The sequence below is a fragment of the Rahnella sp. CFA14(1/10) genome, from assembly GCF_004195095.1.
Lineage (GTDB): Bacteria > Pseudomonadota > Gammaproteobacteria > Enterobacterales > Enterobacteriaceae > Rahnella > Rahnella perminowiae.
On sequence record NZ_SEWS01000008.1, the window covers coordinates 87,268 to 110,080 of the forward strand.

The following is a 22,813-nucleotide window of genomic DNA, read 5'->3' on the forward strand; positions in this document are numbered from 1 at the left end:
GATGGGTTTTTAGCGTCTCCCCCTGCGACGGGGGAGGCCGGGAGAAGGTTTTAAACTCAACTCCGGGCTAAACCGCACGTTTCCGCGCTTTCTTTTCCACCACAACCGATTTCACTTCACTTTCAATCCAGCCATCGGCCAGACGGGTTTTCAGCGTATCGCCCGGTGCTGTTTGTGTGGTTTTCTTCAGCAATGCGCCCTGTGGTGTGGTGGTCACACTGTAGCCACGTGCCAGGGTCGCCAGCGGGCTGACGCCTTCCAGTTGCGTACAGGCAGTGCCGAAACGCTGACGGCTTTCCGCCAGTTGTGAAGACATCGCCTGTTGCAGCCGGTACTGAAGTTGCTGAACCCGTTGCTGGGCACGGTGAATGCGCGGTTGCGGTTGCTGTTGCGTCAGGCGCTGCTGTAAACGGTCGGTGCGACGCAGCATCTGACGCAACTGGTTTTGCATGGCTTCATCGAGACGACGGCGCAGCCTGAACAGCGCCGTCTGCTGGCGGGCCAGACGTAAATGCGGGTGCTGCTGTTGCAGACGGTGATTCAGGCGCGTGAAGCGCTGCGTCAGTTGGGCGAGATAATAATCCATCGCCATTTCGAGACGCTGCTGCTGCGACTGGATCTGGCGCAGCAATTCCAGCTGATTCCGGCTGATCAGTTCGGCGGCGGCAGACGGTGTCGGCGCGCGTAAATCCGCAACAAAATCGGCAATGGTGACGTCGGTTTCATGGCCAACGGCGCTGACGATGGGAATGCGGCTGGCGAAAATCGCCCGTGCCACGCGCTCATCGTTAAAGCTCCATAAATCTTCCAGCGAACCGCCACCGCGTCCGACAATCAGCACATCCACTTCCTCGCGGGCGTTAGCCAGTTGAATGGCGCGGACGATTTGCGCCGGGGCATCGGCACCCTGAACGGCGGTCGGATAAATAATGACGGGTAACGACGGGTCGCGACGCTTTAAGACATTTAAGACGTCGTGCAATGCGGCACCGCTGGCGGAGGTGATCACACCGACGCATTTGGCCGGGGAGGGCAGCGGTTGTTTATACTGCGCATCAAACAAACCTTCGGTGGCCAGTTGCTGTTTCAGCAGATCGAATTTTTGCTGCAATAAACCGTCGCCTGCTTCCTGCATACTTTCGGCAATCAGCTGATAATCGCCGCGCGGTTCGTACAACGTGATGGTCGCACGAACCAAAACCTGCTGACCATTTTGCGGACGGAATGTGGTGCGGCGGTTGGTATTACGGAACATGGCACATTTGACCTGAGCGCGGTCATCTTTGAGCGTAAAATACCAGTGGCCAGAGGAAGGCTGTGAGAAGTTTGAGATTTCACCGGAGAGCCAGACCTGACCCATTTCGTTTTCCAGCAACTGTCGGACCGTCTGATTGAGGCGGCTTACGGTAAAAATAGGAGGCGAAGAAGGTAGTGGCATGTGATCCAGATCAAATTCAAATACAGAGACTTAATCGAACGATACTACATGCCCGCAAAAGGTAATCAAGAAGTTTTTGAAATAGTTCTGGTCGAAATGCCTACTCACCTGTATACTCCCGCTGCAATATTTTATCTTTTCCGCATCCACCTTGGTGAGATATTGCCCATGCTACGTATCGCAAAAGAAGCACTAACGTTCGACGACGTTCTCCTTGTTCCAGCCCACTCCACAGTTCTGCCTAACACTGCCGACCTCGGTACTCAACTGACCGCTAAAATCCGTCTGAATATCCCTATGCTGTCCGCAGCGATGGATACCGTGACTGAAGCGAATCTGGCGATTGCTCTTGCACAGGAAGGCGGCCTTGGATTCATTCACAAGAACATGTCTATTGAGCGTCAGGCGGAAGAAGTCCGTCGCGTGAAGAAGCATGAAAGCGGCGTTGTTGCTGACCCTAAAACTGTCACGCCATCGACCACTTTGCGTCAGGTTAAAGAACTCACTGAAATTAACGGTTTTGCCGGTTATCCGGTCGTGACGGAAGAAAACGAACTGGTCGGTATTATTACCGGTCGTGACGTGCGCTTCGTCACCGATCTGGAACAGCCTGTGACCGCCGTCATGACGCCGAAAGAACGTCTGGTGACGGTCAAAGAAGGCGAAGCCCGCGAAGTCGTGCTGCAGAAAATGCACGAAAAACGCGTAGAGAAAGCGCTGGTGGTTGACGCGCAATTCCATCTGCTCGGTATGATCACCGTCAAAGACTTCCAGAAAGCCGAACGTAAACCTAACGCCTGTAAAGATGAGCAGGGCAGCCTGCGCGTCGGTGCTGCGGTTGGCGCGGGTGCGGGCAACGAAGAGCGTATCGATGCGCTGGTGGCTGCCGGTGTTGACGTATTGCTGATTGACTCTTCTCACGGCCATTCCGAAGGCGTGCTGGAACGTATCCGCGCCACCCGCGCAAAATATCCGGATCTGCAAATCATCGGCGGTAACGTCGCGACGGGCGCAGGTGCGCTGGCACTGGCTAAAGCGGGCGTGAGCGCGGTGAAAGTCGGTATCGGCCCTGGCTCCATTTGTACCACCCGTATTGTGACCGGCGTGGGCGTTCCGCAAATTACCGCTGTTTCTGACGCGGTTGAAGCGCTGGAAGGCACCGGTATTCCGGTCATCGCTGACGGCGGTATCCGCTTCTCCGGCGATATCGCGAAAGCCATCGCGGCAGGCGCAAGCTGCGTGATGGTGGGTGGGATGCTGGCAGGTACGGAAGAATCTCCGGGCGAAATCGAGCTGTATCAGGGCCGTTCGTACAAATCCTATCGCGGCATGGGGTCTCTGGGCGCCATGTCCAAAGGCTCTTCTGACCGTTACTTCCAGACGGATAACGCCGCAGACAAACTGGTACCTGAAGGTATCGAAGGTCGCGTAGCGTATAAAGGCCGTCTGAAAGAAATCATCCACCAGCAAATGGGCGGCCTGCGCTCCTGTATGGGGCTGACCGGTTGTGCTACCATCGACGACCTGCGCACCAAGGCTGAGTTTGTCCGCATCAGCGGTGCAGGGATCCAGGAAAGCCACGTGCATGACGTGACCATTACTAAAGAGTCACCGAACTACCGCATGGGTTCTTAATCCCACAGTCGCTGCTGCGCGTCGGCGATCCGGTGTGGGAAGCTGGCTTAAAATGCTCATTTACGTTATGTAAACTGCGCTTTTTCGCCAGCCTCCGCTTTGCCTCACGGGCGCCTGGATCGAGTCACTACAAATTTATATCCAGCCCGTATTTTCCGGGCTGATTAATATTCCGTTTTAACGCTTTTATTGCTTTCTGGAAAACGCCCCCTCATGAGCGAAAATATTCACAAGCACCGTATCCTGATCCTCGATTTCGGCTCCCAGTACACCCAGCTTGTTGCGCGCCGCGTGCGTGAACTGGGTGTCTATTGCGAACTCTGGGCCTGGGACGTAACCGAAGCCCAAATCCGCGAATTCAACCCGAACGGGATCATCCTGTCCGGCGGCCCGGAAAGTACAACCGAGCATGACAGCCCGCGTGCACCAGACTACGTCTTTGAAGCCGGTGTACCGGTTCTGGGCGTTTGCTACGGCATGCAAACCATGGCGATGCAGTTAGGCGGCCATGTTGAAGGTTCTAACGAGCGCGAATTTGGTTATGCGCAGGTGGAAGTTCAGACTGAAAGCGCGCTGATCCGCGACATTCAGGATGCCCTGAGCGAGAACAACAAACCGCTGCTCGATGTCTGGATGAGCCACGGCGATAAAGTAACGGCCATTCCGTCTGATTTCGTGACCGTTGCCAGTACCGAGACGTGCCCGTTTGCCATTATGGCGAACGAAGAAAAGCGCTTCTACGGTGTGCAGTTCCACCCGGAAGTGACGCATACCCGTCAGGGCCTGCGTATGCTCGAACGTTTCATCATGGATATCTGCGAGTGCGAAGCACTGTGGACGCCGGCAAAAATCATTGAAGACGCCGTTGAGCGTCTTCGTGTGCAGATCGGCGACGATCACGTCATCCTCGGTCTGTCCGGCGGTGTTGACTCCTCCGTGACCGCCATGCTGCTGCACCGCGCCATCGGCGACCGTCTGACCTGCGTGTTCGTCGACAACGGTCTGCTGCGTCTGAACGAAGCGGATCAGGTGCTGGAAATGTTCGGTGACCGTTTCGGTCTGAATATTGTTCACGTCGCGGCGGAAGAACGTTTCCTGTCTGCGCTGGCAGGGGTGGATGAGCCGGAAGCCAAACGTAAAATCATCGGCCGCGTCTTTGTTGAAGTATTCGACGAAGAAGCCTGCAAGCAGGATGAAGTGAAATGGCTGGCGCAGGGCACCATTTACCCTGACGTGATTGAGTCTGCGGCCTCTGCCACCGGCAAAGCGCATGTGATCAAATCGCACCACAACGTGGGCGGTCTGCCGAAAGAGATGAAACTGGGTCTGGTTGAGCCGCTGAAAGAGCTGTTCAAAGACGAAGTGCGTAAAATTGGTCTGGAACTCGGCCTGCCATACGACATGCTTTACCGTCACCCGTTCCCGGGGCCGGGGCTGGGCGTTCGCGTACTGGGCGAAGTGAAGAAAGAGTACTGCGACCTGCTGCGCCGCGCCGATGCTATCTTTATCGAAGAGCTGCATAAAGCCGACCTGTATAACAAAGTCAGCCAGGCTTTCACGGTCTTTCTGCCGGTCCGCTCTGTCGGCGTGATGGGCGATGGCCGTAAATACGACTGGGTTGTCTCTCTGCGCGCAGTCGAAACCATCGACTTCATGACCGCGCACTGGGCGCACCTGCCGTATGATTTCCTCGGCCGCTGCTCCAACCGCATCATCAACGAAGTCGACGGCATCTCCCGCGTTGTTTATGACATCTCGGGCAAGCCACCGGCAACGATTGAGTGGGAATGATTTAGCAAAAATAAAGGCTGAACGCCCGTAAAAACGCCAGTGCGATCGTAAGATCCACTGGCGTTTTTTATGCCTGGCATGCTCTCAGGGGATTATTTCAGATGCGCTGCAAACCCGCTTTTCCCCGGCGCAATGTCCGGTTTCAATATCAGTGACGGAATAGCGTAATCGCCGCCATTCTGCTGGCGAAATGAAATTGGCGTGGTGCTTTCTACTGTATCCAGCCGGTGAGCCATCTCCCCGCAAATTTGCGCGTAGCGGGTCTCATCCATGCGTCCGGTGCGGTAGAACACCAGTGGCGGCAGCACGGTAAAGCCCGGATAATGCAGCATGCCATGGTGGATCGGGAACAACAGGTCGTCGATCGGGCCGTTAATCCCACGCGCGCTGTAATGGGGTTCCCAGCCGCCGGTGGTGACCATCAGCATAGCGCGTTTTCCGGCCATTTTGCCTTCCCCGTAACGGTCGCCCCAGTGCGTGTCGGAATGCTCACCAACACCATAGGCAAATCCATAAGCATAAACACGTTCAACCCAGCCTTTCATAATGGCAGGCATTGAAAACCACCACAGCGGGAACTGGAAAATCACGGTATCCGCCCACTGTAATTTTTCCTGCTCGGCGGCGATGTCATCGCTTTGCGTGCCATTTTTGTAAGCGCGCTGAGAATCCTGCGAAGGGTGAAAAGGCCCCGGCGACGGTTCGGTGTTATCTCCTGCATCCAGCACGGCTTTCCATTGCATGGCATACAAATCCGAAATCTGCACATTGTGCCCGGCGGCCTGCAAATGGCTGACCGCAAAATCTTTCAGCGAGCCGTTCAGCGAGTGTGATTCAGGGTGAGCATAGACGATCAATACATTCATGACGAAACCTCCGTTAATGGGATAAAGGCAGAGTAGGTTGTCGTCAGGTATAGTTGAAATGAATTGATCATATAGCAGGTATAGCGATGAGTAATTTCGGTCGTCTGGATCTCAATTTGTTGCTGACGCTGGATGTTTTGCTGGCTGAACAAAATGTCACGCGAACTGCGCAGCGCCGTAACCTTTCGCAACCTTCGGTCAGCGTTCAGCTCGCTAAGTTGCGTCAATTTTTTGATGATCCGTTGCTGCTGCCGGGGCCGCGGGGAATGCGTCCGACGGCGCGTGCGGACGAATTGCGGGAACCGCTGCGGCAGGCCCTTGCCGCGCTGGAAAATGCGATCATTGCCGGAGAGGTTTTTGACCCGTCAAAGGCGAACCCTACCTGGACTCTGGGTGCCGCGGATTACGGCGAATCCACTATCGTTTTACCGGCCTTACGGGCATTGCGTATGGCCGCACCTTCCGCGCGGCTGTCTATTTTTGAAACATCACCTGCGCGGATTATCCACAAAATGGAGCAGGGTGAACTGGACCTGGCGTTTCATACCTCTGATGCGGTAATAAACGGGCTGCACAGCAGATTCCTGTTTGCCGAGCGCTATGTGCTGGTCAGCCGGAAAGGGCATCCGTCCGTCAACGGGCCGGTGACGCTGACAGAGTTCTGCGGGCTGGAGCATGTGATGGTTTCACCCGACGGCGGCGGATTTTATGGGTATACCGACACCGCGCTGGCGGCGGCGGGTTTAACGCGGCGTGTGGTCTTGTCAGTACCGCATTTCCTGTTTGTGCTTCAGGTGCTGATGACCACGGATCTGGTGGCGATGTTGCCCGAACGTTTAGTGCGGGGAAATCCTGCTTTGCAGATAACCGAAGCCCCGCTTGATGTACCGGGTTTTGACATGTTTATGGTGTGGCATGAACGTGCGCACCGTGACCCGGCACATCAGTGGTTACGGGAATTTATCGCTGATTCAGTCTGAAGGTTTATCATTCCCGGTAAACAAAAAAGGCAGCCCTCTGGCTGCCCTCATTGTTATGCTGTTTCGGGAGTTATTCTTTGAACAGCTTGGTATCGTTCGCCAGGCTGTCTACTACAACTTTTAAATCGTTAGCAGTGACTTTCTGAGTATCGTTGGCAACCTGCTTACCGAAGCCTTTACGCACGACTTTAATCACCGGTTTGCCGGTGCTGGCATCGATCAGCTCACCTTCAAAGTAAACTTCAGTATCACGCGTACGATGGCCTGTGGCGGTTTCAGTACCCGCAATAACCAGCGCGACCGGGATGACTTCATAGAACTGCAAACCCTCTGCCGAGGTGTTCACACCGGTGATCGCACCTTTGAAAATCAGTGTGCGCGGCCCTGCGTGATCTGTCAGTGGCATGCGCTCTGCCAGTGCCGGTTTCATGCGGCTGTTGGCGTAATCCAGCACCCCCTGCAAGGTAGCTTTGTCGATTTGTTCCGTTGGCTGAGGTTCCGGATAGAATTTAATCGGTTCGTATTTGATATAAGAATAATTGGCTTTTTTGAAAGCAGGATCTATCCAGCGCAGCACCGGATTACCTGATGCAGTTTTGACTTCCTTCAGACCGGAATAATCACCTAAAAAACCGGAGTATTTTTCTGTCTGGGTAATATGGCTGGTACAACCGGCCAGGAACAGCGCACCGGTCACTGCAGCAATCTGCATCAGTTTCATTGTTTTCATTCATACCCTCGAAATTTTTAAGGAAGCCATCGTATGTATAGCACTGCTGCGGAATTTAACCTCTTAACGACAAAGAAAAAATGATATTCGTCAGAACCACGAAAATAAGGTTTTTCGGGGTAATCATTTTCTTCTCAATTATTTCTTTGGTGAATGAAATAAATAGTATTCACCTTTTGGGCTGTCCCCCGCAGAGATGATGGTCCAGCCTTTTGACAGATAAAAAGCGACGGCATTTTTACTCTTGGCTAAACATTTCAGCGATCCCTGACGGGTAAAGGTTTCTTCAGCAGCGTGAAGCAATGCCGAACCTGCACCGGTTCCCTGATACTGCGGATCAACAAACAGGTTATGCAAAAAATTTTCCTGAGTGAAAATTGAGGCGAATCCCAGTAAATGTCCGTCACGTTCTGCGACCAGTATTGTCTCGCCGAGCACTGCCCGGTCAAAATCTTCCAGCTGAAAATCGTCTTCCAGCCATGTCCAGGTGTGCTTGCGCGAGGCCAGATAGAGCGTACGTAAAAACGGGCGGTCTGCTTCTTGATAAGGGCGTACAGTCATTGTTGAGGGCAAGCATTGACTCCTGAGGAAGTTTTTCATCAACGTATGTTATTCAGGTCTGTGCCCAGATACTGCCAGTGAAGCGGAATGAGTTCAATAAGCTTCACTGATTGGTTTTTTAACGCATTTGCTGATTGATCTTCTGACCTCCGCCGCCAATAATGCTCCCTTGACTCGGGGTGCCCGCTGCAAAGCAGGGCTGAGATTTTACCCGTATTACCTGATCTGGATTATGCCAGCGTAGGGAAGTCAGGTATCTCTCCTGATACCGCCTTCTTGAGCGCCGGTAGGGAGACTTATGAATACCCGACCTACCTACATTCCCGGCGCTTTAGCCGCCACTTCTCTGAAACAACTTCGCTTTGCTGCGCCGCTGGTTCACTGCCTGACCAATGACGTGGTGCAATCTTTTACCGCCAACGTCCTGCTGGCGCTGGGCGCGTCTCCTGCGATGGTGGTTGATCCCGCCGAAGCGGCACAATTTAGTGCCATCGCCGATGCCCTGCTGGTCAATGTCGGTACGCTGACACATCCCCATGCGCAGGCAATGCTGGCAGCCATTCAGGCAGGCAGTCAGGCCGGAAAGCCCTGGGTGCTGGATCCGGTTGCCGTCGGCGGCCTGAACTGGCGTACAGAATTCTGTCGTGAACTCATCACACTTAAACCCGCAGCAATCCGCGGCAATGCCTCCGAAATCCTGGCCCTCAGCGGCGTCAGTGCGTCCGGGCGCGGCGTTGACAGCGGCGATGATTCCTTTTCTGCTTTACCTGCCGCACAGCAACTGGCGCGTGAGACCGGCGCAGTCGTGGCTGTCACCGGTGAAACCGATTATGTCACCGACGGCCAGCGCAGTTGGGCTGTGGCTGGCGGGCACCCGATGATGACCCGAGTGGTGGGAACAGGATGCGCACTATCCGCAGTAGTAGCCGCCTTTGCGGCTTTGCCGGGCGATCGTCTGGATAACGTGGCCGCCGCCTGCCGGGTGATGTCCTGCGCGGGCGAACGCGCCTGTATGGCCGTGAAAGGGCCGGGCAGTTTCACGCCTGAATTCCTCGATAATCTGTATTTAATGGGCGAAGAATGGCTGAACGGCGAGGCAGACAATGAAACGTATTAATGCACTGACGATTGCAGGCACTGATCCGAGTGGCGGGGCAGGGATCCAGGCGGATTTAAAAACCTTTTCGGCGCTTGGCGCGTACGGTACCAGTGTGATCACCGCGCTGGTAGCCCAAAATACCCGTGGTGTGCAATCGGTCTATAACATTGAGCCAGGGTTTGTTTCAGCACAGCTTGATTCCGTACTGAGCGATGTGCGGATCGACAGTACCAAAATTGGCATGCTGGCAAACAGCCAGATTGTGGAAGCGGTGGCGGAGCGGATCCGGCATTATCAGCCACCGTTTGTGGTGCTGGATACCGTGATGCTGGCGAAAAGTGGCGATCCTTTGCTGCTGCCGGAAGCCGTTGATGCGGTGCGCCGTTTGCTGATCCCGCAGGCTTCGATGATTACGCCAAACCTGCCGGAAGCGGCGGCGTTACTGGAATGTGCGGTCGCAGTGAACGAAACCGAAATGCGTGAGCAGGGAGAAGCACTGCTGGCGATGGGATGTGGCGCAGTGCTGATGAAAGGGGGGCATCTGAGCGATGAGGAAAGCCCTGACTGGCTGTTTACACCGGGTTCCCGCGAGCGGTTTACTGCGCCGCGCGTGAATACCCGACATACTCACGGCACAGGTTGTACGCTGTCGGCCGCGCTGGCCGCTTTACGTCCGCGTCATCAACACTGGGCCGGTACTGTGCGTGAAGCCAAAGACTATTTACAGCAGGCGCTGATGCAGGCCGATTCACTTGACGTCGGTCACGGCATCGGGCCGGTACATCATTTCCACCGCTGGTGGTAACCACAGATTATGCGAGGCGCAGGGTTTCACTCAGCGCCTGTTCAGCCTGACGGAATTTCGTCAGTGCCTGTTGCAAATGCACGGCATCAAACGGGTTCAGCGGATAGAATTTTTCTTCTTTACGCGGGCGCAGCATCACGCGAATTTTGTCCGCTGACATCCGTTCAAACAGATAGCTGGCAATATCGTCGTTCTCTTCGTCTTTCCATGACAGCAGCAATGCCGCCTGTTCGCCGTTGCGTCGGCCAATAAACTGCCCGTGCAACCACAGCCCTTCCAGTTCGCCATCTTTTTGCAGTTTTTTACCGCTGAACCATGGCGATTCAGCCAGCGAAACGAGGGATTGCGACGTGATTTCGCCGTGCAACTGGCGCCATTGCGGGCGGTTGTTATCCATCTGCCAGCAGGCCATGCCGAGATAATCGTTCAGTTCACGCCAGTCTTGCTCCAGCTTCTCCCTGAGTTCAGGATCCTGCACATGCATGAACTGTTGCAGGCCGGTCGCCTGTTCGCCCAGCTTGTTATAGGCGATCACGGTCATGGTGCGGGGCTTACGGCGGAACGTGACCCACAGCAGCACTTTGGGGATACGGAAAGTGATGGCCTGAACGGTGAGTTTGTAACGATTGCCACGCGACATCACCAGGCCGCTGGACGTGCCCCGTTTGTCCTGATAATTCCTCACCAGGACCACGCTGTTCTGGCCCATCCAGCCCGTGACGTAATGTTCTTTTTCGCTTTCTGCCACGTCCAGATCCCGGACGATCTGACTGATTTTCTCGTTATCGAGTTGGGAGAGGGAGAGTGACTGATCGGCACTGTAGTAGCTTTTTTTCAGGGTGGCAGCGGCTGGCATAAAAGTATCCACGATATTGGTGTGGTTTACAGCTTACACCAAGTTGTCATACAGATTTCAGGGCTAACCCGCAAAATTTGAACGCCGTCGCAAACTGCTTGTGTTGTACTTCCTCCCTTTACTTACTCGGCATCAAACCAGTCACTGTTTTGTTCGGCAATGGGCGTAATGGTGGAAATCATTTCCTGCAAATGAATACGGATGGCTTTTTCTGCGGCGTCCGGGTCATGCGCTTGCAGTCCGTCAAAAATCGCATAATGCTGTGCAATCAGATTTTCCGGCGGTGACACTTTGCTGAGTGTCAGAAAGCGGACGCGATCCATTGTCGCTTTGATGTGCTCGACGGTTTCCCATGCCAGACGGCAGTCGATAATTTGTGCGATCGTGCGGTGGAACTCATCATCCAGTAGCAGGAATTCCTGCGTTTGCTGACGCTTTGCTGCCAGTGTCTGACGCTCAAGATTATGTCCGAGCAGCGCCAGATCTTTGTCCGTAGCGACCATGGCTGCACGGCGTACCACGGCGGTTTCAACGGCTTCGCGAATGAAACGTCCGTCAGCGACCCGTTTGGAGGAAATTTTCATTACATACGTACCGCGTTGCGGTAAAACCTGAACCAGTCCGGCTTCGGCCAGTTTGATAAAGGCTTCACGAACCGGCTGACGGGACACATTAAAGCGTGTGGAAATCTCTTTCTCCGACAGGAATGCCCCCGGTGCGATGGCACAGGTGACGATGTCCTGACGCAAGGTGCGATAAATCTGCTGATTAACCGGCACATTACTGAGAAATTCAAAGGAGTCTGTCATGGGCAAAAGTTGTCTTTAAAGTCGGAAGACCCCAATACTAACATGAGTTTTCTGATGTTTTTGAGATTGTTAGCGCAAGGTTTTATCAAATTATTGGGAGTTTATATGCTCACGGCAATACAGCTTTTTGTAGGCCGCAGGGGTAATGCCCAGTAGTTTACGAAATACCCGACGAAAATACGCCACGTCGTTAAACCCCGTCAGGCGTGCCACGTCCGCCACATTGCCGGTATTGGCCAGTAGCAGTTTTTCTGCTGCCGCGACCCGTTGTTTATGCAGCGCCTCTGTCAGCGTCATCTGAAAGGTCAGGCGGAAAACCCGCCCGAGATAATCAGCATTACAATGCAGCCGTTCCGCCAGTTCAGAGGCTCCCAGCGGCAGATGGAATTGTGTCGTAATCAGCTGACGGGCTTTATAGGCCAGCGCCACACCGGGGCCGCCCGGTTCAACATTCTCCGGCCAGGTGCGCGAGACTTCTTCTAACAGCAAAATCAGAAACAGATCCAGAGAATTACCGCCGCGTTCCTGTTCATATAAAAATAATCTGAACAGCGTTAGCAGCGTTTCGCGGTCCCTGACTTTACAATGTTGTGGAATATTCAGCTGTAAAGAGGGATTATTTTGCTGTGAATTATTTATTGCTATATCTTTCACAATATCAAAATGCAGCCAGTAAAATTTTAAATCAGCATCAAAGGTGGTGACGCCTTTATGTTCCCTGCCGGGAAATAACAATAGACTTTCTCCTTCGTGTAAATCAAAACGGCTATTTTCTTCCTGTAAAGACAATGAGCCCCGGACAACATAAATTAATTCATGCGAACTGAGTCTCCGGGTCGGATGTGTGCCTATTCCGCGGGAAATGAACAAACCGCCGTTTTGTACTTTCACCGGGATATTGACGGGAAACGTAAGCATTTCAGTCATTTTAAGGCACTCATCAGGCTGGATATACCTGACAGTAGCATAGAGAACATGCATCTCCAGCCAGGTTTAAAGAGGTTTTGATCTGCTTCACAGATTCTGATCGTGAGTCGGAATTGTCCCGTTTAACTACTTTATCCTCCTCTTGTTGGCATGAGGCCATTATGCCAGATTTATGGCGTACCTTATTTAAATCCAGGGCTGACACCCATAATTAGCCTTATTTATTGTGTTCCTACAGCTTATTAATAACGATATAAAAGCGAGGAAAAATAATGCCAACAGATTCAGTTAATACCGGTTCTGCAACGGTAAACGGAGAGAGCAGAATAACTTCTGCCCATGCCAGACTTTCGGTCAGTGAAAAAATCGGTTACGGATTAGGTGATGCCGGTGGCACGATAATGACCTGTCTGATCACCAGTTTTCTGACATTTTTTTATACCGATGTTTTCGGGCTGACGCCTGCTATCGTCGGTACGCTGTTTATTTCCCTGCGGGTGATTGATGCGATTTCCGATCCGCTGATGGGCATACTGGCTGACCGTACGCAAAGTCGCTGGGGACGTTTTCGTCCCTGGCAGTTATGGATTGCGTTACCTGTTGGCGTGATCGGGTTTCTCACCTTTACGGTGCCCGGCCTGAGTGGAGATGCCAAAATTGCCTACGCCTTCTTCACGTACTTCCTGCTTTCCGTGTCGTATACGGCAATCAACGTGCCGTATTGCGCACTGATTAACACCATGACCACCGATCATCGCGAAGTGATGTCTTGTCAGTCGTGGCGCTTTGTCCTGTGCGGTGTAGCGGGCTTTATGGTATCCGTCGGGCTGCCGTGGCTGGTACAGGTGTTGGGTAAAGGCAATGCGGCACTAGGATATCAGCAGGGCGTGGGGTTGCTGTGTGCGGTGGCGGTAGTGATGTTTCTGTGGTGTTTCTTCACCGTGCGCGAACGCCTGCCCCTTGCGTTGCTCGGGCAGTTCAGCGTTAAAGAACACATCCGCGGATTGCTGAAAAACGATCAGTTGTTGCTGGTTTTACTGATGTCTTTCCTGCTGATCAATGTGTTCAATCTGCGCGGCGGCGGCTACATGTATTTCATCACGTATGTGCTGAAAGGCGGGGCAGGCTACGCTTCGCTGTTCTTCGGTATGGTGACACTGGCTTCCATTTTCGGCGCGGTCATCGTCAATCAGCTGACCAAATTCATCGACAGCGTGCGGCTGTATATGCTGACAAATCTGGTACTGGCGGTGTTTTCCCTGATGCTGTGGTTTGTTCCTGCCGGTGAACATCACCAGATATTGTGGCTCGGTATCATCTTTGTACACTGCGTGATCCTCGGGTTCACGTTGCCGCTGCATTTTTCCATCATGGCGTTCGCCGATGATTACGGGCACTGGAAAAACGGTATCCGTTCCTCCGGCATGAACTTTGCCTTCAACCTCTTCTTTATCAAACTGGCCTGGGCATCCAGTGCCGGGATCATCAGCCTGGTCTTCATTCTGGTCTCTTATCAGGCTGGCGCAGAGCACCAGACTGCGGCATCACTCGGCGGGATCACCTTGCTGGAAACCCTGTTACCGGCGGCGATGCATCTGCTGCTGGCGGGAACGCTGATGTTTTGCAAACTCGATAACAAATTGCTGTCGCGGATGTCGCACGATTTAGCTGCAAAAATTTAATTTAACTTTTTCAGGAGGTTGTATGCCGTTTTCTCCGGTAGATTCTTTAGAAGTGCCTTTGCAAAAGGTGAATGTTTCCGATGCATTCTGGCTGGAATATCAGCGTCTGGTGAAAGAGGTGGTGGTGCCGTACCAGTGGAAAGCGCTCAATGATGATGTCGCCGACGCCGAACCAAGCCACGCGATTGAAAATTTCCGTATTGCCGCCGGGCAAAGTGATGGTGAATTCTACGGTATGGTTTTTCAGGACAGTGATGTTGCTAAGTGGCTGGAAGCGGTGGCGTATTTACTGACGAAAACGCCGGATCCCGCGCTGGAGGAAACGGCCGATCAACTGATTGAGCTGATCGGCGCAGTGCAGCAACCTGACGGCTATCTGAATACTTACTTCACCGTCAAAGAGCCGCAACAACGCTGGACTAATCTGGCTGAATGTCACGAACTTTACTGCGCCGGACATCTGATTGAAGCCGGTGTGGCTTATGTGCAGGCCACAGGCAAAACCCGTTTGCTGGAGATTGTCTGCAAGCTGGCTGATCACATCGCACATGTCTTCGGGCCGGGTGAGAAGCAGTTGCATGGCTACCCGGGACATCCGGAAATTGAGCTGGCACTGATGCGTCTGTATGAACAAACCGCCGAAAAGCGTTATCTTGACCTGACCCGTTATTTTGTTGAGCAACGGGGTATACAGCCGCATTTCTACGATATCGAATATGAAAAACGTGGAAAAACATCGCACTGGAATACCTACGGACCGGCGTGGATGGTGAAAGACAAGGCCTACAGCCAGGCGCATGTGCCGGTGGCCTTGCAGACAACGGCTGTCGGCCATGCGGTACGTTTTGTGTATCTGTATGCCGGTGTGGCCCATCTGGCGCGGCTGAGTCAGGATCAGGAAAAACGCGAAGTGTGCCAGCGTGTGTGGGAAAATATGACCCGGCGGCAGATGTACATTACCGGTTCTGTCGGATCGCAAAGCAGCGGTGAAGCTTTTTCTTCCGATTATGATTTACCCAATGACACGGCTTATACCGAAACCTGCGCATCGATTGGCCTGATGATGTTCGCCAACCGTATGTTGCAGATGGATCCTGACAGCCGTTATGCCGACGTGATGGAGCGGGCGCTCTACAACACTGTGCTGGCCGGGATGGCGCTTGATGGCAAACATTTCTTCTATGTCAATCCTCTGGAAGTGCATCCGAAAAGCATTCCGTTCAACCACATTTATGACCATGTAAAACCGGTGCGTCAGCGCTGGTTCGGCTGCGCCTGCTGTCCGCCGAATATTGCGCGTCTGCTGACATCGCTCGGCCACTATATCTATACCCAGCGCCCGGACGGTGTGGATATCAATCTGTATATCGGCAGCGATGTCGAAGCGACAATTGGCGGAAAAGCGTTGCGGCTGAAACAGTCCGGCGGCTACCCGTGGACAGAATGCGTGCTGATTGACGTCGATACCGATCAGCCGCTGGAGGCGACACTGGCATTGCGTTTACCCGACTGGTGTGACAGCCCGCAGGTTTCGCTCGATGGTAATCCGCTGGCGCTGGCCAGCCTGACGCAACATGGATATCTGCGTCTGACCCGGACATGGCAGAAAGGCGATCGGCTTGAAATGATACTGCCGATGCCGGTGATACGGGTGAAAGGCAATGCGCTGTTGCGGCACGTTGCAGGCAAAGTGGCAGTGCAGCGGGGGCCGCTGGTGTATTGCCTTGAGCAGGCTGACAACGGCAGTGAGCTGCATAACATCCGCCTGCCGCATGATGCAACGTTCCGCCTGTTTTCCGGCAGCGGACTGTTCGCCGGTAAAACATTATTGCAGGCTCAGGGCGGGCGCCGGGCATCCGTTCAGGCCAGTCAGCAGCCGCTTTATCACTATAATCCGCCTGTGGAAGACACTGTGCCGCAAACCCTGACCTTTGTACCGTACTTTACCTGGGCGAATCGCGGAGAGGGAGAAATGCGGGTGTGGGTGGACGAATAAAATCGCCATCCTGCAACCTGACTGAATATTGGCTGCGCTCCCCGTTGACGGGGAGCGACATGCACATTCAGACCATCAGCTGTGAGACAGCGTGGAGTCGGGCAGGTGTTTTGGCGGTTTAATCACGAAGAACACCAAAATAGCGCCCAGCGCGGCGACGCCGCCAGCGAGAATAAAGGCACTGTCAAAGCGTCCGGTGTTTTGAACAATGAAACCCGTCACGACCGGGCCGATGATACCCGAGACGCTGCCGACCAGATGAATAAATCCACTGGTGCCGCCGACGCGGGATTTATGCACCACATCCTGGATAATCGCCCAGTAAATCGCACCGGTCGTATACAGGAAGAAAATAGACACTGACATCAGGATGACTGCCGGAACCACGCTGGTGACAATCCCGGCGAGTGCGACACAAACAGCCGCAGCTAACAGGCTGACCACTAATATAATTTTACGCGACAGCAATAAGCGGCCGGTAATATTAAAAATTTTATCAGAAATATAACCACCTAATGCCAGGCCGACAAAACCCACAATCCAGGGAATAACCGTCGTCAGGCTCATCTCTTTAATATTCAGTCCATGTGCCTGTACCAGATAAGCCGGGAACCAGCTGAGGAAGAAAAATAAAATATAGTTGTAGCAGAAGAAGGCAAATGCAGTAACCAGAATAATCGGCTGACGTAAATAATACCCAAGACCATGTGAAGCCTGCGCCATATTCTCTTCTTCACTTAAATGCTCATTCTTCATTTCGTCAACTAAACGCAGTTCTTCCGGTGAAACGCGTTTGCTTTTCAGCGGATTATCCGCAACCGTAAAGAACCACACCACCATCCAGACGATGCCGATACTGGCAATGACCATAAACGCCGGACGCCAGCCGAAGGAAATTGCCAGATACCCGACAATCGGCCCGGCCACTGCGCCACCCAGGGGAGAACCGGCACTGAGCAAGCCCATCGCGGTTGCCGCCTGTTTCTTCGGGAACCAGCCGTTGATCATTTTATTTGCCGAAGCACAAATCGGGCCTTCGGCCATGCCGAATAATACCCGTAAAATCAGCATGGAATAAAAGCCGGTCGCGATAGCGGTCATGCCACAAAATACTGACCATAAGCCGACAGCTAATCCCATCACCAGCGTCGGGCCGAATTTATCCACGGCCAGGCCACCGATAAAGTTAAATATCGCGTAACCAAAGAAGAAACTGCCAAATATCATGCCGAATTGCTCGGGATTAATGGTCAGTTCTTTTTCTATCATAGGCACAGTAATCGACAGCGCAACGCGGTCGAGGTAATTGATCATATAAACCAGAAACAGCAGGAATACGATGATCCAGCGTAGGTTCTTAAACATAGATGCGTGCTCCACTTGTAGGTGTCGTTTTAATAGTGTTGCGTTTTTATAGGTAGAATATGAGGTACGGCAGGCGGGAAGATATTTGAAACCTTCCCGCCTTGTTGCAAAAATTAACGCTAAATCAGAATGTCAGTAAAACCTTGCAGCAGGAACGCTGATCTTTCTCGAACAGCGTTAATGCCGCTTCTACTTCACTGGCGGGCATCCAGTGCGTCACCAGTTTTTCGGGCGCGATTTTTCCCTGCTCCATCCATTCAATAACCTGCGGGAACCGGTGACTGTTCAGGCGTGAAGAAAACAGTGAAATCTCTTTGCTGGTGATACTTTGCTGCGTGACCAGGCTCGGCTCGCCGGAGAAACCCATCATACCGATACGTGCTGCCGGAGACGCCAGCAGAATGGCCTCCTGTAAGATCGCCGGATGGCAGGCAGCATCGACGATAAGTGTCGGGCGTACACCTTCTGCAGCCAGCACATCAGTCACGCTGCGGTCGCTGTTATTGATGATCCAGTCTGCGCCACTTGCCTGCGCCATCTGCAACCGTTCGTCGATACGGTCAGCGACAATGACTTTCTGCACCCCGTAAACCCCTTTCAGCACCTGAATCACCGTCAGTCCCATCGGACCTGCGCCGTATATCAGTGCAGTATCCTGCGGTGTCGGTTTGAGAAATGCCGTGATATTCGCTGCGATAGTAAACGGCTCGACCATGCTGGCGAGTTTGTCCGGGATCACTTCCGGCACCACATAGGCGTTTTTCGCCGGTGCACAGGCGTAATCACTGAAACCGCCATCGCGGTGGACGCCGATAACCTGCAGTTCTGCACAAACATTCGGGCGGCCGATCGAGCACGGGTAGCAATGCCCGCAACTGACTACCGGATCGATCACCACACGTTCGCCGATACGTGCGGTATCGACGCCTTCGCCGGTGCTGTCGATGTGGCCGAAGAACTCATGGCCGATAACCCGCGGGTATTTCGCAAACGGATTGTGGCCGTGATAAATATGCACATCTGAACCACAGATGCCCGCATGACTGACCCGAACTCGTACTTCGCCGGCGGCAGGTACCGGCAAAGCACGTTGCTCGATGACTAATTTTCCAGGTTGCTCAATAACGACGCTGTTCATGTTTCGCTCCCTTACCAGTTCCACAACGTGCCGTCTTCCAGACGGGCCACCGGCAGATACGCCGGCTCGTACGGATATTTCGCCGCCAGTTTTTCGTCAAACTCAATGCCCAGACCCGGTTTTTCGCCCGGATGCATGTAGCCGTTGTCGAACGTCCAGTTATGCGGGAAGACTTCCAGCATTTGCTCGGAATACCCCATATATTCCTGTACGCCGAAATTCGGCACCCACAGGTCGAAATGCAGGGCCGCAGCCATACAAATCGGCGAAAGATCGGAAGGGCCGTGCGAGCCGGTGCGCACCTGATATAACGAGGCGAAATCGGCGATGCGGCGCATACCTGTTATGCCGCCAGCGTGCGTCAGCGTAGTGCGGATATAGTCGATCAGCTGTTCTTCGATAAGCTGCTTGCAATCCCAGATGCTGTTAAACACTTCGCCGACGGCAATTGGTGTCACGGTATGCTGGCGGATCAGGCGGAAGCATTCCTGATTCTCAGCAGGCGTCGGATCCTCCATCCAGAACAGGCGATATTCTTCAATGCTTTTGCCAAAACGCGCCGCTTCGATGGGCGTCAGGCGGTGGTGCATGTCGTGCAGCAGATGTTCATCGAAACCAAATTTATTACGCACGGCTTCGAACAGTTTTGGCGTGAAATCGAGGTATTTTTCCGTTGACCATAACTGCTCTTCCGGCCAGTTGCCTTTCGTCGCCGGTTCGTAGGCCAGACCTTTGCCTTTCGCCATGCCATAAGTGGTTTTCATGCCCGGTACACCGCATTGTGCGCGGATCGCCTTAAAGCCCAGTTCTTTATGTTTGGCGTAATCATCGAGTACTTCATCAACGGAATGACCGGTGGTGTGACAGTAAACCATGACGCCGGTGCGGGATGCGCCGCCGAGCAACTGGTACAACGGCATATTGGCGGCTTTGGCTTTGATGTCCCATAACGCCATGTCCACGGCAGAAATGGCAGACATGGTGACCGGTCCGCGACGCCAGTAAGCGCCTTTATAGAAAAACTGCCAGATGTCTTCGATCTGATGCGCATCGCGGCCGATCAGCTGCGGACACACATGATCTTTCAGATAGGATGCGACCGGTAATTCGCGGCCATTTAGTGTGGCATCACCAATGCCGGTCAGCCCGCTTTCAGTGGTGATTTTCAACGTCACAAAGTTGCGTCCCGGACAGGTGACAAAAACTTCAGCATTCACGATTTTCATCGGTTACGACCTTTTGCAGTAAAAGTAGGATGCATTTTCTTTGGTTATAAATACGCCTTTTGCTAACTACCATACAAGTATGTTTAGCGTTTTTTGCCGGAGAGGATCACACTTTGTGAGGGAAATGTTGCAGGGATTAAAAAGAAAACGCCTGCGGTTAACAGGCGTTATTTGGCAGGAAAAAGCGGAGACTATTCCGCCAGGCGCATAACTTCGTTCCATACCGCTTCATCGACCGGGATGCCCAGACGGCGGTTTTGTTCACGGTTAGATGCAGCGGTCTGGCCCGGATAACGGACATCGCGGCTGTTTTCGGCAGGTTCCGACTGGTTAACGTAGTCTGCGACGCTGTCGGCCATGCGTTCGGTGAATTCGGCACCCCCGAGTTGTGTCGGGTCAAATACCATGAAAATCTGGCTGGCACCGGTGCAACTGCCTTTGCCAATTTTGTCGATCTCATTGGTGGGTGATCCGGCCGATAACAGCGCGGCCATGGCATCCAGCACAATGGCCAGTCCGGAGCCTTTCCAGTAACCCGTCGGTAAAATACGCATAGAGGCTTCGATAGGACCAGGATCGTCTGTGAGATGACCTTCTTTGTCGTAGCCGCCGGGGAAGGGCAGTTTTTCATTTTTCAGCCGCGTGACCTGCAATTTGCCGTAGGAATATTGCGACATTGCCATATCCAGTACGATCGGGCCTCTGGCACGGGGTACGGCCATCACGAACGGGTTGTTGCCCACTCGGGTGTTTTTGCCGCCCCACGCGGGCATGCAGGATTCAGTATTGGTCCAGCAAATCGCCGCCATGCCTTGTTGTGCCGCATGCCAGCCATAACTTCCGCCACGCATCCAGTGACTGCTGTTTTTCAGCGCGACAATGCCGACACCGTATTCCTTTGCCATCTCTGCCGCTTTATCAACGGCAAACAAGGCATTGGTGATGCCGATACCGCGGTTGCCATTATAGATGGCGATGGCACCAAGGGATTTTTCCAGCTCCGGTTTGGCATGAATATCAATCCAGCCCTTATTGACGTAATCGACAAAACGCGCCACACGGTTCAGGCCATGGGATGAAATGCCGTCGCAACTGGACTCTGTATGTATGCGTGCGCAGGTACGTGCGCTTGCTTCATCAAGTCCCGCTTTTTGCAGGGCGTGAAAGATAGTCTGTTGCATCAGGCTGAATTCAATTCTTTGCATGGTCGGCTCCGGTTGAGAGATCATCTGGCGTGAGTGTGGATAATTCTTCCGTCTGGCTAAGAATATTATTATCACCCCAACATTTTTCGTATGGCCAGCCGGTCAGCTGTTCGGTAATTAAGCGGGTTTCCGGTGTGACATCATATTTACTGCCGCCGGCTTTCAGGCGCTCAATCTCATTGACCAGCAACGCATGGTTATGACGTGTCAGACGGAATTTCATTGAACTGTATAAACCCACCAGCAGGAAGATGACTGAACCTGTGCCAAATACCAGCGTGATCCCGTACACGGCTTCAGCAGGTTGTGTTGCGCTTTTCGGGGTAAATCCGTAATGCTGTAATAACAGGCCAACCCCAAATAAAGCCACCGCCTGAACGGCTTTGCGCACGAAAGTCATGACGCCGGCGAATATCCCCTCGCGTCGTTTTCCGGTCAGCATTTCATCCACATCCGGAATAAAACTGTAAATATTCCAGCAAACATAACTGGTACCTGAACGGCCAACACCCATTAAAATGACGGAGAGATAAATCAGCGCCATATTAAACGGCAGTTGTAATAAATGGATGGCTAAAAACAACCCGACACTGGCTAACATAAATAACTGTGCGATACGGTAAGATGCGCCATTACCTAATTTCATGCACAGGAAAATAAACAGCGCGACACAGACAAACTGTACCAGTGTCATTAATGTCATGGCATTCGAGGCCGTCACGGCGTTTTGTCCGAGGACAAAAATAATGTAGTAGGCCAGCACTGCACCGAGTACGTCGAGAGCGACATAACCGCCCAGATACATCCCCACGTGCTGACGGAAGGTGCGTACTTTCATCGTCGAGATCAGGGATTTAAACAAATGTTTCATGTCGCGGCGAAAAGAGAGTTTTGGCGCGGCGACATCAACCGGGATCGGGCGCTCCCATGTGTAAAAGTAAAGCATCAGGATCACCACGGCAAACAGTACGCCGAAAATGACGCCCATAATCAGAAACGATGATGATGAATCTTCACCGAGATAGGCAATTATCCGACCCGGTAACCAGGCGGCTAATATCGCGGCACCGGTAGAGAAAAACATTCTCACGCCAGTCAGTTTGGTGCGCATTTTAAAGCTGGAGGTCATTTCCGCTGCCAGTGTTTCATAAGGTACAATGGCCAGCGTATAAGCGGCATAGAATAAAATATAAGTGAGCAGGTAATACCAGAATCCCATGCCGCTGACCCACATAATAATGTAGGTTACCATAATCAGCGGAGCACCAAATAAGAAGAAGAAACCTCGGCGGCCGTATTTTTTACCCCACGCATTACGGTAGAAATTATCCGTGACATACCCCATAAGCGGATCGAAAAAAGCGTCCAGCAGGCGTGCTGTAGCAATAACGGCACCGGCCTCTGCGGGACTTAATCCGGCATAGGTGGTATAGAAAAACATTATCCACAGACCCAATACCGCAAAACATCCCCCGCCGAAGAAATCTCCCCCGCCGTAGGCCAGCATATTTTTTACCGATATCGGTCTTTCTTTATGATGATTAATCATACTACCCCTGCATTCCGTCACCGGATAAATAAGAGTCGTAAAAAGAAATGCGTCGTTTGTGCCCGCAGAAGTTCATAAATGAAGTATTCAGCGACATCGGCAGAGTAAAATTAAGTAATGTATATCTACCATACAAGTATGCGAAACGGGTTTTA

19 protein-coding genes and 1 riboswitch are annotated in these 22,813 nt (G+C 52.9%); of the genes, 7 read left to right on the top strand and 12 right to left on the bottom strand.

The window, feature by feature from the left end; genetic code table 11:
• Positions 1-67 precede the first annotated feature (67 nt).
• Positions 68-1,438 (bottom strand): exodeoxyribonuclease VII large subunit, encoded by a 1,371-nt coding sequence (xseA, locus tag EVX52_RS16620; protein ID WP_129952154.1) that lies wholly within the window; start codon positions 1,436-1,438, stop codon positions 68-70.
• Positions 1,439-1,606: 168 nt separating this feature from the next.
• Between xseA and guaB the strand changes: the two genes are divergently transcribed.
• Together guaB and guaA are read left to right on the top strand one after the other, a co-directional pair.
• A complete protein-coding gene (gene guaB / locus EVX52_RS16625; protein WP_015689478.1) occupies positions 1,607-3,073 on the top strand; it encodes an IMP dehydrogenase in 1,467 nt (488 codons plus the stop codon).
• A 213-nt stretch (positions 3,074-3,286) separates the two neighbouring features.
• Positions 3,287-4,864, top strand: a complete 1,578-nt coding sequence (gene guaA / locus EVX52_RS16630) for a glutamine-hydrolyzing GMP synthase (protein WP_013574385.1) — start codon at positions 3,287-3,289, stop codon at positions 4,862-4,864.
• Between the two features lie 92 nt (positions 4,865-4,956).
• Here the strand turns inward: guaA and EVX52_RS16635 are convergent, their stop codons facing one another.
• A complete protein-coding gene (locus tag EVX52_RS16635) occupies positions 4,957-5,730 on the bottom strand; it encodes an NAD(P)H-dependent oxidoreductase (RefSeq protein WP_129991684.1) in 774 nt (257 codons plus the stop codon).
• 86 nt (positions 5,731-5,816) lie between these two features.
• Here EVX52_RS16635 and EVX52_RS16640 point away from each other — a divergent pair, with 86 nt between their 5' ends.
• Positions 5,817-6,710, top strand: coding sequence for a LysR family transcriptional regulator (locus EVX52_RS16640; protein ID WP_129991685.1), 894 nt, complete (start codon positions 5,817-5,819; stop codon positions 6,708-6,710).
• 70 nt (positions 6,711-6,780) lie between these two features.
• Here the strand turns inward: EVX52_RS16640 and EVX52_RS16645 are convergent, their stop codons facing one another.
• Both EVX52_RS16645 and EVX52_RS16650 read right to left on the bottom strand, forming a co-directional pair.
• Complete coding sequence (locus EVX52_RS16645) at positions 6,781-7,440, bottom strand: DUF3313 domain-containing protein (protein WP_129952160.1); 660 nt, start codon at positions 7,438-7,440, stop codon at positions 6,781-6,783.
• Between the two features lie 138 nt (positions 7,441-7,578).
• Positions 7,579-8,001: a GNAT family N-acetyltransferase gene (locus tag EVX52_RS16650; protein ID WP_205951575.1), complete on the bottom strand. Its 423-nt coding sequence runs from the start codon at positions 7,999-8,001 to the stop codon at positions 7,579-7,581.
• A 165-nt stretch (positions 8,002-8,166) separates the two neighbouring features.
• A riboswitch (TPP riboswitch) is annotated at positions 8,167-8,265 on the top strand.
• 34 nt (positions 8,266-8,299) lie between these two features.
• On the opposite strand from EVX52_RS16650, the gene thiM reads away from it, so the two are divergent.
• Together thiM and thiD are read left to right on the top strand one after the other, a co-directional pair.
• Entirely contained in the window at positions 8,300-9,118 is an 819-nt protein-coding gene (thiM, locus tag EVX52_RS16655; RefSeq protein ID WP_129952162.1) for a hydroxyethylthiazole kinase, read from the top strand.
• The gene (gene thiD, locus EVX52_RS16660; protein ID WP_129991686.1) at positions 9,105-9,905 is read left to right on the top strand and encodes a bifunctional hydroxymethylpyrimidine kinase/phosphomethylpyrimidine kinase; all 801 of its coding nucleotides are present in this window, start codon (positions 9,105-9,107) and stop codon (positions 9,903-9,905) included. Before thiM ends, thiD begins: the two co-directional genes overlap by 14 nt.
• Positions 9,906-9,912: 7 nt before the next feature.
• Here the strand turns inward: thiD and EVX52_RS16665 are convergent, their stop codons facing one another.
• From EVX52_RS16665 to EVX52_RS16675, 3 genes are all read right to left on the bottom strand, one after another.
• A complete protein-coding gene (locus EVX52_RS16665; RefSeq protein WP_129991687.1) occupies positions 9,913-10,761 on the bottom strand; it encodes a hypothetical protein in 849 nt (282 codons plus the stop codon).
• A 122-nt stretch (positions 10,762-10,883) separates the two neighbouring features.
• A complete protein-coding gene (locus tag EVX52_RS16670) occupies positions 10,884-11,570 on the bottom strand; it encodes a GntR family transcriptional regulator (RefSeq protein ID WP_129952165.1) in 687 nt (228 codons plus the stop codon).
• A gap of 90 nt (positions 11,571-11,660) precedes the next feature.
• Positions 11,661-12,497, bottom strand: coding sequence for an AraC family transcriptional regulator (locus EVX52_RS16675; RefSeq protein ID WP_129991688.1), 837 nt, complete (start codon positions 12,495-12,497; stop codon positions 11,661-11,663).
• 272 nt (positions 12,498-12,769) lie between these two features.
• Between EVX52_RS16675 and EVX52_RS16680 the strand changes: the two genes are divergently transcribed.
• Together EVX52_RS16680 and EVX52_RS16685 are read left to right on the top strand one after the other, a co-directional pair.
• Positions 12,770-14,179, top strand: a complete 1,410-nt coding sequence (locus EVX52_RS16680) for an MFS transporter (RefSeq protein WP_129952167.1) — start codon at positions 12,770-12,772, stop codon at positions 14,177-14,179.
• A 22-nt stretch (positions 14,180-14,201) separates the two neighbouring features.
• Complete coding sequence (locus tag EVX52_RS16685) at positions 14,202-16,175, top strand: glycoside hydrolase family 127 protein (RefSeq protein WP_129991689.1); 1,974 nt, start codon at positions 14,202-14,204, stop codon at positions 16,173-16,175.
• Positions 16,176-16,250: 75 nt separating this feature from the next.
• On the opposite strand, the gene EVX52_RS16690 is transcribed toward EVX52_RS16685, so the two are convergent.
• From EVX52_RS16690 to EVX52_RS16710, 5 genes are all read right to left on the bottom strand, one after another.
• Positions 16,251-17,540, bottom strand: a complete 1,290-nt coding sequence (locus EVX52_RS16690) for an MFS transporter (RefSeq protein WP_129991690.1) — start codon at positions 17,538-17,540, stop codon at positions 16,251-16,253.
• A gap of 124 nt (positions 17,541-17,664) precedes the next feature.
• Entirely contained in the window at positions 17,665-18,678 is a 1,014-nt protein-coding gene (locus EVX52_RS16695) for a Zn-dependent oxidoreductase (RefSeq protein ID WP_129991691.1), read from the bottom strand.
• Positions 18,679-18,689: 11 nt separating this feature from the next.
• Positions 18,690-19,904 carry a starvation-sensing protein RspA gene (gene rspA, locus EVX52_RS16700; RefSeq protein ID WP_129952171.1) on the bottom strand — a complete coding sequence of 405 codons (1,215 nt, stop codon included), beginning with the start codon at positions 19,902-19,904 and terminating at the stop codon, positions 18,690-18,692.
• A gap of 191 nt (positions 19,905-20,095) precedes the next feature.
• Positions 20,096-21,109, bottom strand: a complete 1,014-nt coding sequence (yiaK, locus tag EVX52_RS16705; protein WP_129952172.1) for a 3-dehydro-L-gulonate 2-dehydrogenase — start codon at positions 21,107-21,109, stop codon at positions 20,096-20,098.
• The gene (locus EVX52_RS16710) at positions 21,096-22,658 is read right to left on the bottom strand and encodes an MFS transporter (protein ID WP_129952173.1); all 1,563 of its coding nucleotides are present in this window, start codon (positions 22,656-22,658) and stop codon (positions 21,096-21,098) included. The genes yiaK and EVX52_RS16710 overlap by 14 nt, the downstream gene beginning before the upstream one ends.
• Between the last annotated feature and the right edge of the window lie 155 nt (positions 22,659-22,813).

Bases quoted from the DNA above. Each gene is read 5' to 3' on its own strand.
- xseA (WP_129952154.1), bottom strand. From the start codon at position 1,438: ATGCCACTACCTTCTTCGCCTCCTATTTTTACCGTAAGCCGCCTCAAT.
- guaB (WP_015689478.1), top strand. From the start codon at position 1,607: ATGCTACGTATCGCAAAAGAAGCACTAACGTTCGACGACGTTCTCCTT.
- guaA (WP_013574385.1), top strand. From the start codon at position 3,287: ATGAGCGAAAATATTCACAAGCACCGTATCCTGATCCTCGATTTCGGC.
- EVX52_RS16635 (WP_129991684.1), bottom strand. From the start codon at position 5,730: ATGAATGTATTGATCGTCTATGCTCACCCTGAATCACACTCGCTGAAC.
- EVX52_RS16640 (WP_129991685.1), top strand. From the start codon at position 5,817: ATGAGTAATTTCGGTCGTCTGGATCTCAATTTGTTGCTGACGCTGGAT.
- EVX52_RS16645 (WP_129952160.1), bottom strand. From the start codon at position 7,440: ATGAAAACAATGAAACTGATGCAGATTGCTGCAGTGACCGGTGCGCTG.
- EVX52_RS16650 (WP_205951575.1), bottom strand. From the start codon at position 8,001: ATGACTGTACGCCCTTATCAAGAAGCAGACCGCCCGTTTTTACGTACG.
- thiM (WP_129952162.1), top strand. From the start codon at position 8,300: ATGAATACCCGACCTACCTACATTCCCGGCGCTTTAGCCGCCACTTCT.
- thiD (WP_129991686.1), top strand. From the start codon at position 9,105: ATGAAACGTATTAATGCACTGACGATTGCAGGCACTGATCCGAGTGGC.
- EVX52_RS16665 (WP_129991687.1), bottom strand. From the start codon at position 10,761: ATGCCAGCCGCTGCCACCCTGAAAAAAAGCTACTACAGTGCCGATCAG.
- EVX52_RS16670 (WP_129952165.1), bottom strand. From the start codon at position 11,570: ATGACAGACTCCTTTGAATTTCTCAGTAATGTGCCGGTTAATCAGCAG.
- EVX52_RS16675 (WP_129991688.1), bottom strand. From the start codon at position 12,497: ATGACTGAAATGCTTACGTTTCCCGTCAATATCCCGGTGAAAGTACAA.
- EVX52_RS16680 (WP_129952167.1), top strand. From the start codon at position 12,770: ATGCCAACAGATTCAGTTAATACCGGTTCTGCAACGGTAAACGGAGAG.
- EVX52_RS16685 (WP_129991689.1), top strand. From the start codon at position 14,202: ATGCCGTTTTCTCCGGTAGATTCTTTAGAAGTGCCTTTGCAAAAGGTG.
- EVX52_RS16690 (WP_129991690.1), bottom strand. From the start codon at position 17,540: ATGTTTAAGAACCTACGCTGGATCATCGTATTCCTGCTGTTTCTGGTT.
- EVX52_RS16695 (WP_129991691.1), bottom strand. From the start codon at position 18,678: ATGAACAGCGTCGTTATTGAGCAACCTGGAAAATTAGTCATCGAGCAA.
- rspA (WP_129952171.1), bottom strand. From the start codon at position 19,904: ATGAAAATCGTGAATGCTGAAGTTTTTGTCACCTGTCCGGGACGCAAC.
- yiaK (WP_129952172.1), bottom strand. From the start codon at position 21,109: ATGCAAAGAATTGAATTCAGCCTGATGCAACAGACTATCTTTCACGCC.
- EVX52_RS16710 (WP_129952173.1), bottom strand. From the start codon at position 22,658: ATGATTAATCATCATAAAGAAAGACCGATATCGGTAAAAAATATGCTG.